Source organism: Mycobacterium cajalii, assembly GCF_045809005.2.
GTDB lineage: Bacteria > Actinomycetota > Actinomycetes > Mycobacteriales > Mycobacteriaceae > Mycobacterium.
This window is the reverse complement of the sequence record NZ_CM141436.1, coordinates 2,646,588-2,663,729: the sequence shown is the minus strand read 5'-3', so window position 1 is coordinate 2,663,729 and position 17,142 is coordinate 2,646,588. Positions and strand designations below refer to the sequence as shown.

Genomic DNA, 17,142 nt, shown 5'->3' with positions numbered 1-17,142 from the left:
CCCCGGACCTGTGTTTGTGTCACACTGCGGCCATGCAAACCACTCCTGGAACCACTCCCGTTCCGAGCTTGTTGCCGCATCTGTGGAAGTCGACGCTGATATCCGGGTTTCTGTCGCTGGTCGTTGGTGGCCTGATCCTGGCGTGGCCGGGCAGGACCATCCTCTTGGCCGCCATCCTCTTCGGCGTCTATCTGCTGATCACCGGCATCGCCCAGGTGATCTTCGCGTTCAGCCTGCACGTGTCGGCCGGGAGCCGGATTTTGCTGTTCATCAGCGGGGCGGCATCACTGATCCTCGCGGTGCTGGCCTTCCGTCACTTCGGAAAAGACGATCTGACCGCGATCTTGTTGCTGGCCATCTGGATTGGCATAGGTTTCATCTTCCGCGGTGTCGCCACGTCGATTTCGGCGATCAGCGACCCGGGCCTGCCCGGGCGGGCGTGGTCGATCTTCGTCGGTGTGATCAGCCTGCTGGCCGGCATCGTCGTGCTGGCTTCGCCGTTCGCGTCGATCGTCACCCTGGCGATCGTGGTCGGTGTCTGGTTCGTGGTGATCGGCGCGTTCGAGATCGTGTCGTCGTTCGGTATCCGCAAGGCGTCGAAGAACCTGGGCGCTTGAGAGCGACTAGTTACCAGTGGCGTTGGGACTACCGTGTTACTACACTCCGTAGTAACACGGTAGTCCGGCCCCCATCCTCCCGGGAGATGAATGCATGAACGTCGTCGACATTTCGCGGTGGCAGTTCGGCATCGTCACCGTGTACCACTTCATCTTCGTGCCGCTCACCATCGGGCTGGCCCCGCTGATCGCCGTGATGCAGACGGTGTGGGTGGCCACCGGCAACACCGCGTGGTATCGCCTCACCAAATTCTTCGGCAAGCTGTTCCTGATCAATTTCGCCATCGGCGTGGCAACCGGGATCGTCCAGGAATTCCAGTTCGGCATGAACTGGTCGGAGTACTCGCGGTTCGTCGGCGACATCTTCGGCGCCCCCCTGGCGATGGAAGGCCTGTTCGCGTTCTTCTTCGAGTCCACCTTCATCGGGTTGTGGATCTTCGGCTGGAACCGGCTGCCCAAACTGGTCCACCTCGCCTGCATCTGGATCGTCGCGTTCGGCGTCAACGCGTCCGCGTTCTTCATCATCGTGGCGAATTCGTTCATGCAGCATCCCGTCGGCGCGCACTACAACCCGGTGACCAAACGCGCCGAGCTCGACAGCATCGCCGCGCTGTTGTCCAACAACACTGCGCGCTCGGCGTTTATGCATGTGGTCACCGGCTCACTGCTGACCGCCGGCACCTTCGTCGCCGCCATCAGCGCGTGGTGGCTGGTCCGTTCGCGCAGCGGTACGTCGGCCGGCACGGACGCCGGAGCCGACCGGGCCGCCATGTTCCGCCCGGCGGCGATCCTTGGCTGCTGGGTGGTGCTGGTCGCCACCGTCGGCCTGTTCCTCACCGGGGACCGCCAGGGCAAACTGATGTTCGTCCAGCAGCCGATGAAGATGGCATCGGCGGAATCGTTGTGCGACACCGAAACCGATCCCGACTTCTCCATCCTGACGGTCGGCCGGCACAACAACTGCGACGCCGTCAAGGGCGTGATCCAGGTGCCCTACCTGCTGCCGATCCTGGCCCAGGGCCGGGCCGAGGGCGTCACCCTGCAGGGGGTGCGCAACATCCAGCAGGACTACCAGCACCGGTTCGGCCCGAACGACTACCGGCCCAACATGTTCGTCACGTACTGGGCGTTCCGCGCGATGATCGGGCTGCTGGCGATCCCGGTGCTGTTCGCGCTGGCGGTGCTGTGGTTGACCCGCGGCGGCCGCAATCCCGATCAGCGGTGGCTCTCGCGGCTGGCGCTGGTGACGATTCCCACCCCGTTCCTGTCCAACACGGCGGGATGGGTGTTCACCGAGATGGGGCGCCAGCCGTGGATCGTCGCACCCAACCCGACCGGTGACCAGCAGGTGCGGTTCACCGTCGGCCAGGCGGTCTCGCATCACGCCCCCGCCATGGTGGTCACCTCGTTGGTGACGTTCACGCTGGTCTATGCGGTCCTCGCGGTGGGCTGGTTCTGGTTGCTGAAACGCTACGTCACCGAGGGTCCCCTGGAGCACGACGCGGAACCGGCGCCGCCCCCGCCACCCGGGCAGGACGAGGTGGCACCACTGTCTTTTGCCTACTGAGGTGCCTACCGGGGCGTCGACGGGGTCGGGTTCGGAAGGGAGCTGATCGGTGGGTCTGCAAGAGTTGTGGTTCGGCGCCATCGCCGCGTTGTTCCTCGGTTTCTTCATTCTCGAGGGCTTCGACTTCGGCGTCGGCATGTTGATGGAGCCATTCGCCCGCGTCGGCATCGGCGACCCCGAACTGCACCGCCGCGCGGCCCTGAACACCATCGGGCCGGTGTGGGACGGCAACGAGGTGTGGCTGATCACCGGCGGCGCGGCGATGTTCGCCGCGTTCCCCGGGTGGTATGCCACCTTGTTCTCCACCCTGTACCTGCCGCTGCTGGCCATCCTGGTCGGCATGATCGTGCGCTCGGTCGCGATCGAGTGGCGCGGCAAGATCGACGACACGCGCTGGCGCGTCTGGGCCGACGTCGGCATCGCGGCCGGGTCCTGGCTGCCGGCCGTGCTGTGGGGCGTGGCGTTCGCGATCCTGGTGCGCGGGCTTCCGGTGGACGCCGCCGGCCGGATAAACCTGTCGATCACCGACGTGCTCAACGCCTACACGCTTTTCGGCGGGCTGGCGACGGCCGGACTGTTCGCGTTCTACGGCGCGGTGTTCGTCGCGCTGAAGACCTCCGAAACCATGCGCGAGGACGCCCACCGGTTCGCGGTGTGGCTGTCGCTTCCGGTGACCGTGCTGGTCGGGGGTTTCGGCCTGTGGACCCAGCTGGCCTACGGCAAGAGCTGGACGTGGCTGGTGCTGGCCGTCGCGGTGGTCGCCCAGCTGGCCGCGGTCGGCCTGGTGTGGCGCCGGGTGTCCGACGGCTGGGCGTTCGCCTGCGTCGCGGCGGTCGTCGCCGCCGTGGTGGTCCTGTTGTTCGGCGCGCTGTATCCCAACCTGGTGCCCTCGACGCTGAACAAGCAATGGAGCGTGACGATCTACAACGCCTCGTCGACCCCCTACACCCTCAAGATCATGACGTGGGTGACGGTGTTCATGCTGCCCCTGACGCTGGTATACCAGGCGTGGACGTATTGGGTGTTCCGGCAACGGATTTCGGCCGAGCGGATACCCGCCTCCATCGGCTTGGCGAGGCGCGGCTCCTGAGCGCGAACGACGCGAAAACCAGCAGGGGGCCGCTGGACCCGCGACTGTGGCGGGCATCGGGCGCGGTGCGCCGTTACCTGGTCGCCGCAGTGGGCTGTGGCGTGGTGATCTCCGGCTGCGCGGTCGGCTCGGCGATCGTGCTGGGGCACCTCGTCGCCCGCGCGGTGGCCCACCCCCCGCCGGGCCTGCGCGGCTGGCTGGGCCCGTTGTCGATCCTGGCCGCGCTGTGGGCGGTGCGCGCCGTGACGCACTGGCTGCAGGCGCGGCTGGGGCAACGGGGAGCCAGCGCGGTCATCGCCGATCTCAACGGTCAGGTGCTGGCGGCGGTCACCGCCCGCCCGCCGGCTGAACTCGCCGCACAGCGCGACGACGCCGCGGTGGTGGTCACGCGCGGTCTCGACGGCGTACGCCCGTACTTCACCGGATACCTGCCCACGCTGGTGCTCGCCGGGATCCTGACGCCGGCGACCGTGGCCGTGATCGCCTGCTACGACCTGAGATCGACGGTGATCGTGGTGATCACCCTGCCCCTGATCCCGCTCTTCATGGTGTTGATCGGGCTGGCGACCGCGGAGCGGTCGGCGGCGGCGCTGACGGCCATGACGACGCTGCAGGCGCGGCTGCTGGACCTGATCGCCGGGATCCCGACGCTGCGGGCGCTGGGCCGCGCCTCGGGCCCCGAACACCGGATCGCCGAACTGGCCGCCGCCCATCGGCGTTCGGCGATGGCGACGCTGCGCATCGCGTTCCTCTCGGCGCTGGTGCTCGAATTGCTGGCCACGCTGGGGGTGGCGCTGATCGCCGTGGGGATCGGCCTGCGGCTGGTGTTCGGTGAGATGTCGCTGGCCACCGGGCTGACCGTGCTGCTGCTCGCGCCGGACGTCTACTGGCCGCTGCGCCGCATCGGCGTGGAGTTCCACGCCGCCCAGGACGGCCGGGCCGCCGCCGACCGGGCGTTCGCGCTCATCGGCGAACCGCAGGCCGCGACACAGCGGCACCGCACCGTGGCCGCGCGCGGCGCCGAGATCCGCCTGGAAAACCTCAGCGTCGCCGGCCGTGACGGCCGCGCGCCGTGCGATCTGACCGCCGTGCTCGAACCCGGCCGGGTGACGGTGCTGACGGGACGCAACGGGGCCGGCAAGAGCACCACGCTGCAGGCGATCGCCGGCCTGACGCCGCCGTCGTCGGGCCGCGTCACCGTCGCCGGGGTCGACGTCGCCGACCTCGAACCGGGCGCGTGGTGGCGGCAGTTGTCCTGGCTGCCGCAGCGACCGGTGCTGGTCCCGGGTACCGTCGCCGCCAACCTGGACCTGTTCGGCCCGCTGCAGGACCGCGACGCCGCTTGCGCCGCATCGGCTTTCGACGCCGTGCTGGCCGAGCTGCCCGACGGGATGGACACCGTGCTCGGGCGCGGGGGCGTCGGGCTGTCCCTGGGGCAGCGGCAGCGGCTGGGGCTCGCGCGAGCGCTCGGGTCGGCGGCGCCGGTCCTGCTGCTCGACGAACCGACCGCGCACCTGGACGCCCGCACCGAGGAGCTCGTGTTGCGGGCCATCGTCGAGCGGGCGCGCGCCGGCGCGACCGTGGTGGTCGTCGGCCACCGCGAGCCCGTCGTGGCCGTCGCCGACCGGGTCGTCGAGGTGGCCGCAGCGACCGGGGTGCGGTATGCGGCAGTCTGACCCGCTCCCCGCCGCCCTGCGCCTGTTGCGTCCGCGGCTGCCCCGCGTGCTGGCGGCGATCGGGCTGGGCGTGCTGTCGCTGGGCAGCGCGCTGGCCCTGGCCGGTGTTTCGGCGTGGCTGATCACCCGGGCCTGGCAGATGCCGCCGGTGCTGGACCTGTCGGTCGCGGTGGTGGCGGTGCGCACGTTCGCGATCTCCCGGGGCGTGCTGCACTACTGCGAGCGGCTGGCCACCCACGACACCGCGCTGCGCGCCGCGGGCACCGCCCGGACGCAGATCTATCGCCGGCTGGCCCGGGGGCCGGCCGCAGCCGCCGCCCGGCTGTCCAGCGGCGAGCTGGTGGCGCGCGTGGGCGCCGACGTCGACGAACTGGCCGACGTGCTGGTACGCGCGCTGGTGCCGATCGGCGTCGCGGCGGTGCTCGCGGTGGCCGCGACCGCGGTGGTCGCGGCCATCTCCCCGGCGGCGGCCGCGGTGCTGGCGGTCTGTCTGCTGGTCGCGGGCGTGCTGGCGCCCCGGCTGGCCGGCCGGGCCGCCGCCACCCAGGAGGAGCTCGCCCGCCGGCACCATGCCCGGCGTGACGCGTCGGCGATGCTCGCGCTCGAGCATGCGCCGGAACTGCGTGTCGCCGGCGCGCTGGGCGGGGTGATCGCCGAGTCGCAGCGCCGCCAGCGCGCGTGGGGCGATGCCCTGGATGCCGCGGCGCGCCCGGCCGCGATCGCCGAGGCGATGCCCACCGTCGCGATCGGGGTCAGCATGCTCGGGGCGGTGGTGGCCGGCATCGGGCTGGCCCCCTCGGTCGCACCGACCACCCTGGCGGTGCTGATGTTGTTGCCGCTGTCGGCCTTCGAGGCGACGACGCCGCTGCCGGGCGCCGCGGTCCAGCTGACGCGGTCGCGGATCGCCGCCCGGCGACTCCTCGACCTGACTCCAGGCGCTGCGACCGGACCCGCGCGGGCCGCGGAGGCGCCCCCGGCCGGCACCGGCCGGTTGTCTGCCGCCGTCCGGTGCGGTCACTCCGAAGCGGCGCGGTCGGCCGGGATCGAGCTCGACCTGCCCCCGGGCGCCCGGTTGGCCGTCACCGGTCCCAGCGGTTCGGGGAAGACGACGCTGCTGATGACGCTGGCCGGGCTGCTGCCCCCGCTGGAGGGCCGGGTGCTGCTGGACGGGACCGACCTGCGCCGGTTCGACGAGGACCGACTCCCCGGTGCCGTCAGCTTCTTCGCCGAGGACGCGCACATCTTCGCCACCACCGTCCGGGACAACCTGCTGGTGGCCCGCGGCGACTGCGGCGACGACGAACTGACGGCGGCGCTGGATGCCGTCGGGCTCGGAGCGTGGCTGGCCGGTCTGCCCGACGGCCTGTCCACGGTGCTGACCGGGGGCGCCCAGGCGCTGTCGGCGGGCCAGCGCAGGCGGTTGCTGCTGGCGCGGGCCGTGATCTCGCCCGCCCGGATCGTCCTGCTCGACGAGCCCACCGAGCATCTCGACGCGGCGGACGCGGGCCGGCTGCTGGAGGACCTGCTCGGCGGCGACGGTCACGGCCTGCTCGCCGCGGCGCGGACCGTGGTCGTGGCCACCCACCACCTGCCCGCGGGCGTGGACTGCCCGCAACTGCGGATCGAACCCGCCCAACCATCTCTGTCGAGCGAGTCCCCCGCCGCACGGGCCAGTTGAATCGCACCGCCGTCGCGCCGGGGCACGTTCGACGCGGCTTGCGGACAACGACGTCCCGTCGGGCAGAAAGACGCCCAAAACCGTTGTGGGCATGGGTTGATGCGTCGAACTTCGGGTCGATTACTTTGCCGGCACAGCAACATCGGTGCGTACCACCACGGATCTGCGACACGCGGTGCGTCAGCGTGTCGGGAGTCGCGGTCCAGCGAAATACTTGGCACCGCAGCGACGTTTCGATGCGCGTCCCACAGGTGGAATGCGGAGAGGTCCTGACTATCGCGGCGTTGGCTTGTAGATTTTCGTCTAGCTACTGCAGGGAGTCCACGCCCACAACACTCAGGAGGCCTTGTGCCACAGGTAGTCTTTCCGCTCGATTCCACCAAGGCATTCACCGACCAGCAGATGGTCGGCCACAATCGGTGGCACTGGGCCATCCCGGCTCAGGTTGAGGTGAAACCGGGAGACACATTTCGGGTCCACTGCCGTGAGTGGTTCGATGGCGCGATCCACAACGACGACTCCGCCGAAGACATTCTGCACGCGCCACTCGCCGCGGTGCACGTGCTCAGCGGGCCGATCGCCGTGCGGGGCGCCAAGCCCGGTGACCTGCTCATCGTCGACATCCTCGATGTCGGCCCCCTCCCCCAGGAGGACTCGGGACCGCTGGCCGGCCAGGGCTGGGGCTACACCGGCGTGTTCGCGAAGCAGAACGGCGGCGGGTTCTTGACCGAGCAGTTTCCCGACGCCTACAAGGTCATCTGGGACTTTCAGGGCGGCGTGGCCACATCGCGCCACGTGCCGGGAGTGTCCTACACGGGCATCGTGCACCCGGGGCTGATGGGTACGGCGCCCTCGCCGGAGCTACTGGCGAAATGGAACGCCCGCGAACAGGCACTCATCGACACCGACCCGGACCGGGTGCCGCCGCTGGCGCTGCCGCCCCTGGCGGATTCGGCGATCCTGGGCAGCCTCTCCGGCGCGGAATTCGATCGGGTCGCCGCCGAGGCGGCCCGCACCGCTCCGCCGCGGGAGAACGGCGGCAACCAGGACATCAAGAACTTCACCAAGGGAACACGGGTCTTCTATCCGGTCTTCGTCGACGGCGCAAACCTGTCCGTGGGAGACCTGCACTTCTCCCAGGGAGACGGCGAGATCACCTTCTGCGGCGCCATCGAGATGGGCGGATTTCTGGACCTGCACGTCGACCTGATCAAAGGCGGGATGGAGACCTACGGCGTCACCGAGAACGCGATCTTCCTGCCCGGCAACGTCAGCCCGCAGTTCAGCCAATGGCTGGCGTTCTCGGGAACGTCGGTCACGCTCGACGGCGTCCAGCACTACCTGGACTCGCACCTGTCCTACCAGAGGGCGTGCCTGCACGCGATCGACTACCTGTCCAAGTTCGGCTACAGCCCTATCCAGGCGTACATGATTCTGGGTTCGGCGCCGATCGAGGGCAGGCTCTCCGGCGTCGTGGACATCCCGAACTCGTGTTCAACGGTGTACATCCCCACCGAGATCTTCGACATCGATGTCCGTCCCTCAGCCGATGGGCCGGCGCAGGTCGATCCCGGGATGGGCGTCCCGACGGCCACCGCCGGATCCTGACGGCCGCCGCTCGAGAAAAGCGCTGAGCCAGGGGCTTGCCGGCGAGGAGTTGCTCACGGTCGCGGCAGGCGCCGCCATGCGGGATTCTGTGCCGGCGCCGGATTGTGCGCTTGCGCAGACCGTGGCGGCAGAGCCGACACCACCTCGGGTTCGTCGCGCGTTTTCTCGGTGCGGTCGATCGCGGTCACCAACGCGCGAGGCGCCAGCGAAAGCATCGGCGCACGAAAGACACGGCCCGCCCAGCCGTTGCACACCGGACACGCCGACTCGGCGGGCGCCGTTCCCAACGGGCACCTGAGGTCGAAGTCGCCGTGTTGCGTGCATCGGTACGCGTATGTGGCCATAGGAAATAGTAGCTGGTGGCCGAAAAATTCCGCCGCTTCGCGCAGCGGGAAGCCATCCATGCGCCGCAACGCTTTCCGGCCACCTACAGGTGACGTCGGCGCGGCATGAACTCGAGCGACAACAGCACGAACAGCAGGGGTACCAACTGCCCCATCGAGATCAGCGCGTAGCGCCGCGCGTCCAGCGCGTGCCATTTCCGCACGTACCGGTACAGCGACTCCAGCGCGATCAGCGGGTCGAGGACGTGGATCAGGCGGTAGAAGACGGCTTGCAGCCGGCCGCGGTGCTTGTCCTCGAAGATCTCGGGGAACGCCGCGAACGCCAGCGACAGCCGCTGCGCCCCGTTGTCCTTGCCGGCCATGATCATGTCGACGCTGAGCCGCTCGTCGATCCCGTTGGGGGCCCCGCGCCGGCGCCACGGCACGTCGAGGGTGATCTCACTGCCGCCGCCCGCGGTCGCGTAGCGGTGGAATCCCTGCACTGTGCCCGCGGCGTCGCGGGCCAGGATCAGCCGTATGCCGGGGAAGCGGCCCTCCAGCACGCCGTCGAGGTTCATGTGGAAGCCGCGATCGCTGTGCGCGCCCTTGGTGGACTCCCGGACCACCTCGGTGAGCTCGGCCAGCAGCGTGTGGTCGAGTTCCTGCTCCGCGACGATCTCGGTGGTGATGCCGCAGTTGTGCGTGCGCTTGACCGCCTGCCGCAAGTTGCGGAACTTGCGGCCCACCATGTCGAAGCCGGGCACCTCGACGACGACGTCGCGGCCGATCGGCACGGCGCGCAACGAGTGGCCGATCACGACCGGGTCCTGCCACAGCCCGAGGCGCGCTTCGCTGCACCCGACCACCGCGATCCGCCAGCCGTGGGCGTGGCACATGGCCGCGAAGTCGGCGACGAGGTGCGGGAACTGCGCCTCGTCGCCGATCGGGTCTCCCCCGACGACGGCGATGCCCAACCGCGTCCGGTAAGCCAGCGCCGCCCCGCCGTCCGCGCTGAAGTGGAAGGTCTTGCCCGTCTGCATCGTGAACGGCGCCAGCGGGTCGGCACGGGTGGCGTCGATCAGTCTCCAGGCCCGGGGCAGATCTTCGGGCCGCGGATGCGACGTCGTCGGCCACATCAGCACCATGCCCGAACTCGCGATCACCAGGTCCCCGAGCAGGTCGAACGTCAGCACCTGCAGCCCCAGCCCGCCCAGCAGGCACAGGGCGGCGGCGGTGGCGTGGGTGGCCGTCACCGGACGGCCCAGGAAGATGCCGCGGGCGATCCACCCGACCGCGACCAGAACGGTCAGCGACCACGCCACGCGGTCGGAGTGATACCAGTCCGGCCGCGCATGCTGGCGGGCGACGATCTCGATCAGCCAGCACGCCGCGCACAGCAGGGCCAGGGCGCCGATCAGGCGGGCCGCCCGCGAGTCGACGCTGACGACCACGCGTTCGCGGGCGGGGGGCTTTGCTACGACATCCACCAGCGGTGCGTTCACCTTCACCTCCCGATGCGCTGACGCTCAGCTGGGCGACAGGCTGCCGCCTGGGCACCGAATACCCGGCCTGGTGCGAAGCTACGCGCCAGTCGTGGCGTTGTCGGCCGAAGTCGGGCGGCTGACGTGCGGGTCCGGCAATTCCTCTATCGGCCGGCGGACGGGAAATATAACAGGACGCCCTCCTGCACCACCGTGGCGACGACCTGCCCCGCGCGGTCGAAGAAATGCCCGGTGCCCAGCCCGCGGGAGTCGGCGGCCACCGGCGAGGACGTCGAGTACAGCACCCAGTCGTTGAAGTTCACCTGCCGGTGGAACCAGATCGAATGGTTGGCCGAGGCGGCGAAGATGCGGTCGTAACCCCAGGACAGGCCGTGGGTGGTGATGACCGAGTCGAGCACCGTGGTGTCCGAGGAGTAGACCAGGGCAGCGGTGTGCAGCACCGGGTCGTCGGGCAGCAGGCCCAGCGCCTTCTGCCACACGCGGTTGTGCGGGAGGCGCTCGCCTTTGTCCCGCATCACCCAGGAGGGATCGTTGGTGAAGCGCCATTCGATCGGATGCAGGGCGTTGACGAAGTGCGGGACGGTCTCCTCGTAGCCGCGCAGCAACTCGCCGATCGGCGGGTGGGCCTCGGGCTGCCCGACCTGCGGCGGCTTGACGCCGTGCTCGAGGCCGGGGCCGCCGGACATGTAGGAGATCAGCGCCGAGGACAGCACCACGCCGTCTTGCACCGCGTCGACGCGCCGGTTGGCGAAGCGCCGCTCGTCGCGCAGCCGCGTCACCCGGAATTCGATGTCCTTGGCGATGTCGCCGCCGTTGACGAAATGCACCGACAGCGCGCTGGGCGGCAGGTCTCGCGAGGGCAGCGTCCGGCTGCTCGCGACGAACGACTGCGCCATGAGTTGCCCGCCGAACGTCCGCATCGGATTCTTGCTGGGGTGCGAGCCGACGAACCGGTCGTCGGAGACGCGGTCCAGGTCCAGGACCGCCAGCAGTTCCTTGAAGTCGGGCGCATCGTTCATCGCATCACCGGCCGGCACGGGCTCTCCTTCGGGCTAGACGTCGTCCTCCCCGATCCGGTGCACATGGATCAGGTTGGTCGAACCTACCGTGCCCGGCGGCGCGCCGGCGACGATCACCACCAGGTCACCGCGCTTGTAACGACCGAGGTCGAGCAGCGACCTGTCGACTTCCCGCATCATGCCGTCGGTGGACTTCATCATCGGGACGATGAACGTCTCGGTGCCCCACGTCATGGCGAGCTGGCTGCGCACCTCGGGCCAGGCCGTGAAGGCCAGCAGCGGCAGCGGGGTGTGCAAGCGGGCCAGGCGGCGCACGGTGTCACCGGACTGGGTGAACGCGACCAGCGCCTTGGCGTCGAGCCGCTCGCCGATATCGCGGGCCGCATACGAGATTACCCCGCGCTTGGTGCGCGGCACGTGGGTCAGCGGCGGCGCGGCGGTGGAGTTCTCCTCGACGGCGCACACGATGCGCGACATCGTCTTCACGGCGGCCATCGGGTACTTGCCCACCGAGGTCTCCCCGGACAGCATCAGCGCGTCGGCGCCGTCGAGCACGGCGTTGGCGACGTCGGAGGCCTCGGCGCGCGTCGGTCGCGAGTTCTCGATCATCGAGTCCAGCATCTGGGTGGCCACGATGACGGGTTTGGCGTTCTCCCTGGCCATCTGGATGGCCCGCTTCTGCACCAGCGGGACCTCTTCCAGAGGCAATTCGACACCCAGATCGCCGCGGGCGACCATGATGCCGTCGAACGCCAGCACGATGGCCTCGAGATTGTCGACGGCTTCGGGCTTTTCCAGCTTGGCGATCACCGGCACCCGCCGGCCGAGCCGGTCCATCACCTCGTGCACCAACTCGATGTCCGACGGCGAGCGCACGAACGACAACGCGACGATGTCGACGCCGAGCTCCACCGCGAAGGTGAGGTCCGCGATGTCCTTCTCCGACAACGGTGGGGCGGACACGTTCATGCCGGGCAGCGACATGCCCTTGTTGTTGCTGACCGGCCCGCCCTCGACGACCGTACAGACCACGTCGTCGCCCTCGATGGCATCGACCACCAGGCCGACCTTGCCGTCGTCGACCAGGACGCGGTCGCCGGCCGCGGCGTCCTTGGCCAGTCTCTTGTAGCTGGTCGACACCCGGTCGTGGCTGCCCTCGCAGTCGGCGACGGTGATCCGCACCGTCTCCCCGTCGGCCCAGTAGGTGGGCCCCGTCGCGAAGCGCCCCAGTCGGATCTTCGGGCCCTGCAGGTCGGCGAGCACACCGACGGCGCGGCCGGTGGTGTCGGAGGCGGCCCGCACGCGCTCGTAGGCGGCCTTGTGATCCGCGTAGTCGCCGTGGCTGAAGTTCAGACGGGCCACGTCCATTCCGGCTTCGACCAGCGCCAGAATCAGTTCGTCGGATTGGGTTGCAGGGCCAAGGGTGCAGACGATCTTTCCGCGTCTACTCACGCCGACCCAGCATAGTCTTGCCGGTTGCGACGGGGGTGACCGCAGGGTGGCGGCGCGATCAGGCACCCGAGAAATCGCGACACCGGCCCGCTACCCACCGAGAACGGTCGGCACGAGCGGAAATCCGGGAAGATTGCGCACCACCGTCCACACGGCCGCGACGAGCGTGATCGCCAGCGCAGCCGGTATCGGCAACGGCTCCCGGCCGTGGCGGCGGCGCAGCAGAAACCACGCCGCCAGCAGCGGGAGACCGACGAGCGCGAAGAGGTTGTCGTTGACGGCGGCCGGCAGATCACCGTGCAGTATGTCATGCGTCATCCGAAGCCCCCCGCACAAGGGGCAGTTCCAGCCGGTCAGCCACTTGAACGGGCACGGCGGGTAGAGCAAGTGCGCGTGATGCGGGTCGACGAGGCCGACATAACCGAGTGCGCCGGCCAGCAGGGCGGACGTGCCCGCCGCGGTGTACAGGTGCTGACGGCGCGGCCCCGCCTGCGGCGCCTGCTCAGGTGCCATCGCGCAACGGCCTGCCCTCGGGATCACTGACCTTGTCGGTCAATATCAATACGGCATCGACGATGCCCCAGATGACGGCGCCGAGTCCGCACGTCGCCAGGCCGACGATCAACTGCGCGATCCCCAAGCCCGTCTGGCCGAGGTAGATGCGACCGAGCCCGACGAGGCCGAGCAGTCCGAGCAGTTGTAGAAGGCCCGCCACGACTTTCGATTTGTCCGAAAAGGGTTGTCCGGTCAGGGGGTGACGGCCGAAGGGTGCCGACGGGTCGAAGTAAGGTCCGGGCACCGGGTAGTACCGGTAGGGGGGCGCATAGGGCGGCGGATATCCAGGCGGCGGTGGCGGCGGTGGCGGCGGCGCGCCGGACCCCGGGTCGCCCCACGACGGATCGGTCACATGTGCAGCATGCCAGATTCGCCGGGACGTGGTGGCGCGGCGCCGCCCACATCCGCCACACGAGTACCTGGCCGAGCCGGCACTCTTTGTGCCCGCCTCGCAGCGACTGCGCAACCGGCCCGGAGTTTGTCGCTCGAAGGCGGGCACAACGGACACCGCCTGTCTGCGGTGACGAATGTGACTGCTGCGACGAGGACCGTTGAGGTGCGGGCGAATCGGCAGTTTGCGGGCCTTTCGGGGGCTTCTCTAGCGGCCAGAACGCCGGCTTCGGGAGCGAAGCGCCCACCTCCGCCCCGTTGGCCCGGCGGGCTCGCCGATCGAAGGCGCGTCGACGGGCGTTTCGGTCGGTGGTTCCTCGGCTTCGCCTGCGGCAGCCGGCTCTTCCGCCTCGGCTTCGGGCTCCTCGGCTTCGGGCTCCTCGGCTTCGGGCTCCTCGGCTTCGGCCTCCGCGGCTTCGGCCTCCTCGGCTTCGGCCTCCGCGGCTTCGGCCTCCGCGGCTTCGGCCTCCGCGGCTACAGGCTCCTCGGCTTCGGCCTCCTCGGCTTCGGGCTCCTCGGCTTCGGCCTCCTCGGCTTCGGGCTTCGCAGCTTCGGGCTCCTCGGCTTCGGGCTCCCCGGCGGGCTCGGACTCCTCCCCCGGGTCCGGGGGTTCGCCGTCGCCGACCGTGCCCACCGGGGCCGGTACTGTTTCCGCCGCGGGCGACGCGACGGTCGAAAGCTCTTCCGTCCGACCGGTTTCTGGTTCCGCCTCTTCGGCGACGTAGTCCTTGCCGCGCAAGCTGGCGGGATCCTCGCGACCCTTCGGCGCCAGAATGATGTAGACCACCGCCCCGATGAACACGAACGTCGAGGTGAACGAGTTGATCCGGATTCCGGCGATGTGGGTGGCGGGATCGTCACGCAACAGCTCGACGCAGAAGCGGCCGACGCAGTAACCGGCGACGTACAGCGCGAACAGCCGCCCGTGGCCCATCCTGAACCATCGGTCCGCATAGATCAGGGCGACGAAAACCAGCAGGTTCCAGAGCAATTCGTACAGAAAAGTCGGCTGTACGACCAGGGCGACCTGGCCCGTCGAAACCCCGTCGAGCGAATGGGTGTCGACGTAGCCCGACGGGTCGCGGCGGTAGAAGATCTCCAGGCCCCACGGCAGCGTCGTCTCCCGGCCGTAAAGCTCCTGGTTGAAATAGTTGCCCAACCGGCCGATGGCCTGCGCCAGGACGATCCCGGGGGCGAGTGCATCGGCGAACGCGGGCAACGGAATCCCGCGGCGGCGGCAACCGATCCACGCACCGACGCCACCGAGGGCGACCGCGCCCCAAATACCCAGGCCGCCGTCCCAGATGCGCAGCGCCGCACCGGATCCGGCGCCACCGGGACCCCAGTAGGTCCGCCAGTCGGTGGCCAGGTGATAGAGCCTGCCGCCGACCAACCCGAACGGCACGGCCCACAGCGCGATGTCGTAGATCACCCCGCGCTGGCCGCCGCGGGCCTCCCAGCGCCGATCACCGATCAGCAGCGCGGCCACGATGCCGGCGATGATGAACAACGCGTAGGCGCGCAGCGGCAGCGGTCCCAGGTGCCAGACACCCTGCGGTGGGCTGGGGATGAACTCGGGTCGCATCGTCATGAACCGGACGCCCGCTCCCGGACACCGGAGACGAGTTCCCCGGTCAGCGCGCGCAACGCGGGCAGCCCGTCGCTCAGCGCCGCCACCAGTGCCGACCCGACGATGACGCCGTCGGCGTAGCTGCCGATCTGAGCGGCCTGCTCGCGCGAGCGCACCCCCAGTCCGACACCGACGGGTATGTCCGACACCGCTTTCACCCTCTTGACCAGTTCGGGCGCGGCGTGCGACACCGCGTCGCGCGCCCCGGTCACCCCCATCGTCGAGGCCGCGTAGACGAACCCGCGCGACGCCTCCACGGTGCTCACCAGGCGCTCCGGTGTCGACGACGGCGCCACCAGGAATATGCGATCCAATCGATGCTCCTCGGATGCCGCCATCCACTGCCCGGCTTCGTCGGGAATCAGGTCGGGAGTGATGACACCGTACCCGCCGGCCGACGCCAGATCGCGCGCGAACGCGTCAACCCCGTAGCGCACCACCGGGTTCCAGTACGTCATCACCACGGCGTGCCCGCCGGCCCCGCTGATCGATTCGACCGCCGCCAGCGTGTCCCGGACTCGCACTCCCCCGCGTAACGCGGCCTCGGTGGCCCGGGCGATCGTCGGGCCGTCCATGCCGGGATCCGAATACGGGACTCCGACTTCGATGATGTCGCAACCGGATTCGACCAAGGCGAGCATCGCGGCCACGGACCCCGCCACGTCGGGGTAGCCGGTGGGCAGGTAACCGATCAGCGCGGCGCGGGCATCCGCGCGGCACGCGTCGAAGACCGGCCCCAGCCTGCTTGCCTCGCGTTGTTCCACGGTCATCGCTCGCCGGGCTCCAAGAGGCCGAACCATTTCGCCGCCGTCTCGACGTCCTTGTCACCGCGGCCCGACAGATTGACGACAATGACGGCCCCCGAACCCAACTCGTGACCCAGCTGCAACGCACCGGCCACCGCGTGCGCGGATTCGATGGCCGGGATGATGCCTTCCGTGCGGCACAGCAACCGGAACGCGTCCATCGCCTCGGAGTCGGTGATGGGCCGGTACTCGGCACGCCCGGTCTCCTTCAGATGCGCGTGCTCGGGACCCACGCCCGGGTAATCCAGACCCGCCGAGATCGAATGGGATTCGATGGTCTGACCGTCCTCGTCCTGCAGCAGGTAGGAGAACGATCCCTGAAACGCCCCGGGCGAACCGCCGGCGAAAGTGGCCGCGTGCCTTCCGGTCTCGACTCCCTCACCGGCCGCCTCGTAACCGATCAGTCGCACACCGGGGTCGTCGATGAACGGGTGGAAGATGCCGATCGCGTTGGAGCCGCCCCCGACGCAGGCCACCACCGCGTCCGGCAACCGGCCCGCCTGCTGCTGGATCTGCACGCGCGTCTCCATGCCGACGATCCGCTGGAAGTCACGCACCATCGTCGGGAACGGATGCGGTCCCGCCGCGGTGCCGAAGCAGTAATACGTTCGGTCGGCGTTGGTGACCCAGTCCCGGAACGCCTCGTTGATGGCGTCCTTGAGTGTCCGGGAACCGGTTTCGACCGAGACGACCTCGGCGCCCAGCAGCCGCATCCGGGCGACGTTGAGCGCCTGCCGCGCGGTGTCCACCGCGCCCATGTAGATCACGCACTCCAGCCCGAGCAGCGCGCACGCGGTGGCCGTGGCCACGCCGTGCTGCCCCGCCCCGGTTTCGGCGATCACCCGGCTCTTGCCCATCCTCCGGGCGAGCAGGGCCTGGCCCAGGACGTTGTTGATCTTGTGGGATCCGGTGTGGTTCAGGTCCTCACGCTTGAGGAAGATGCGCGCCGAGCCGGCGTGCTCGGACAGCCGAGTGGCCTCGTAGAGCGGTGACGGCCGCCCGGTGTAGTGCTCCTGCAGGTCGTCCAGGGTGTCCAGGAAGTCGGGGTTGACGCGTTCCTTCTCGTAGGCGGCGGTGACCTCTTCGATCACCGCCATCAGCGCCTCGGGCAGGTAACGGCCGCCGTAAACGCCGAAATGCCCGCCCGGGTCGGGATCGTGCCGGGTGGGTTCGGAGATGGCCGCACTCATCACAGGGAGGTCCGGCCGGGGCAGACCGGCCATCACCAA

Annotated in this window: 14 protein-coding genes; 6 read left to right on the top strand and 8 right to left on the bottom strand. The window is 69.5% G+C overall.

The features are described from left to right. Window positions 1-14: 14 nt before the first annotated feature. The 6 genes from ACJ512_RS12765 (at window position 15) to fmdA (ending at window position 8,236) form a co-directional block, all read left to right on the top strand. Window positions 15-617: an HdeD family acid-resistance protein gene (locus tag ACJ512_RS12765; protein ID WP_407688043.1), complete on the top strand. Its 603-nt coding sequence runs from the start codon at window positions 15-17 to the stop codon at window positions 615-617. 94 nt (window positions 618-711) lie between these two features. Further along, entirely contained in the window at window positions 712-2,184 is a 1,473-nt protein-coding gene (locus tag ACJ512_RS12760) for a cytochrome ubiquinol oxidase subunit I (RefSeq protein WP_407688044.1), read from the top strand. Between the two features lie 49 nt (window positions 2,185-2,233). After that, window positions 2,234-3,274 carry a cytochrome d ubiquinol oxidase subunit II gene (gene cydB / locus ACJ512_RS12755; RefSeq protein WP_407688045.1) on the top strand — a complete coding sequence of 347 codons (1,041 nt, stop codon included), beginning with the start codon at window positions 2,234-2,236 and terminating at the stop codon, window positions 3,272-3,274. A gap of 89 nt (window positions 3,275-3,363) precedes the next feature. Then, a complete protein-coding gene (gene cydD, locus ACJ512_RS12750) occupies window positions 3,364-4,950 on the top strand; it encodes a thiol reductant ABC exporter subunit CydD (RefSeq protein WP_407688062.1) in 1,587 nt (528 codons plus the stop codon). Further along, window positions 4,937-6,628: a thiol reductant ABC exporter subunit CydC gene (gene cydC / locus ACJ512_RS12745; protein WP_407688046.1), complete on the top strand. Its 1,692-nt coding sequence runs from the start codon at window positions 4,937-4,939 to the stop codon at window positions 6,626-6,628. The genes cydD and cydC overlap by 14 nt, the downstream gene beginning before the upstream one ends. Window positions 6,629-6,976: 348 nt before the next feature. Further along, window positions 6,977-8,236, top strand: a complete 1,260-nt coding sequence (fmdA, locus tag ACJ512_RS12740) for a formamidase (protein ID WP_407688047.1) — start codon at window positions 6,977-6,979, stop codon at window positions 8,234-8,236. A gap of 427 nt (window positions 8,237-8,663) precedes the next feature. Here the strand turns inward: fmdA and ACJ512_RS12735 are convergent, their stop codons facing one another. From ACJ512_RS12735 to trpB, 8 genes are all read right to left on the bottom strand, one after another. Continuing rightward, complete coding sequence (locus ACJ512_RS12735; RefSeq protein ID WP_407688048.1) at window positions 8,664-10,061, bottom strand: bifunctional lysylphosphatidylglycerol flippase/synthetase MprF; 1,398 nt, start codon at window positions 10,059-10,061, stop codon at window positions 8,664-8,666. Between the two features lie 143 nt (window positions 10,062-10,204). Then, a complete protein-coding gene (locus tag ACJ512_RS12730) occupies window positions 10,205-11,080 on the bottom strand; it encodes an acyl-CoA thioesterase II (protein ID WP_407688063.1) in 876 nt (291 codons plus the stop codon). Window positions 11,081-11,113: 33 nt separating this feature from the next. Continuing rightward, a complete protein-coding gene (gene pyk / locus ACJ512_RS12725; protein WP_407688049.1) occupies window positions 11,114-12,532 on the bottom strand; it encodes a pyruvate kinase in 1,419 nt (472 codons plus the stop codon). 90 nt (window positions 12,533-12,622) lie between these two features. Continuing rightward, complete coding sequence (locus ACJ512_RS12720) at window positions 12,623-13,045, bottom strand: DUF2752 domain-containing protein (protein WP_407688050.1); 423 nt, start codon at window positions 13,043-13,045, stop codon at window positions 12,623-12,625. Further along, window positions 13,035-13,439, bottom strand: coding sequence for an NINE protein (locus ACJ512_RS12715; protein ID WP_407688051.1), 405 nt, complete (start codon window positions 13,437-13,439; stop codon window positions 13,035-13,037). The genes ACJ512_RS12720 and ACJ512_RS12715 overlap by 11 nt, the downstream gene beginning before the upstream one ends. Window positions 13,440-13,685: 246 nt before the next feature. Continuing rightward, on the bottom strand, window positions 13,686-15,068 hold the full coding sequence (locus ACJ512_RS12710) for a prolipoprotein diacylglyceryl transferase (protein WP_407688052.1): 1,383 nt from the start codon (window positions 15,066-15,068) through the stop codon (window positions 13,686-13,688). Beyond that, complete coding sequence (gene trpA, locus ACJ512_RS12705; protein ID WP_407688053.1) at window positions 15,065-15,877, bottom strand: tryptophan synthase subunit alpha; 813 nt, start codon at window positions 15,875-15,877, stop codon at window positions 15,065-15,067. Before trpA ends, ACJ512_RS12710 begins: the two co-directional genes overlap by 4 nt. Further along, complete coding sequence (gene trpB / locus ACJ512_RS12700; RefSeq protein WP_407688054.1) at window positions 15,874-17,136, bottom strand: tryptophan synthase subunit beta; 1,263 nt, start codon at window positions 17,134-17,136, stop codon at window positions 15,874-15,876. The genes trpA and trpB overlap by 4 nt, the downstream gene beginning before the upstream one ends. Window positions 17,137-17,142 lie beyond the last annotated feature (6 nt).

Coding starts and splice junctions, on each gene's coding strand:
- ACJ512_RS12760 (WP_407688044.1), top strand. CDS start 712: ATGAACGTCGTCGACATTTCGCGGTGGCAGTTCGGCATCGTCACCGTG.
- cydC (WP_407688046.1), top strand. CDS start 4,937: ATGCGGCAGTCTGACCCGCTCCCCGCCGCCCTGCGCCTGTTGCGTCCG.
- ACJ512_RS12730 (WP_407688063.1), bottom strand. CDS start 11,080: ATGAACGATGCGCCCGACTTCAAGGAACTGCTGGCGGTCCTGGACCTG.
- ACJ512_RS12720 (WP_407688050.1), bottom strand. CDS start 13,045: ATGGCACCTGAGCAGGCGCCGCAGGCGGGGCCGCGCCGTCAGCACCTG.
- ACJ512_RS12710 (WP_407688052.1), bottom strand. CDS start 15,068: ATGACGATGCGACCCGAGTTCATCCCCAGCCCACCGCAGGGTGTCTGG.
- trpA (WP_407688053.1), bottom strand. CDS start 15,877: ATGACCGTGGAACAACGCGAGGCAAGCAGGCTGGGGCCGGTCTTCGAC.
- trpB (WP_407688054.1), bottom strand. CDS start 17,136: ATGGCCGGTCTGCCCCGGCCGGACCTCCCTGTGATGAGTGCGGCCATC.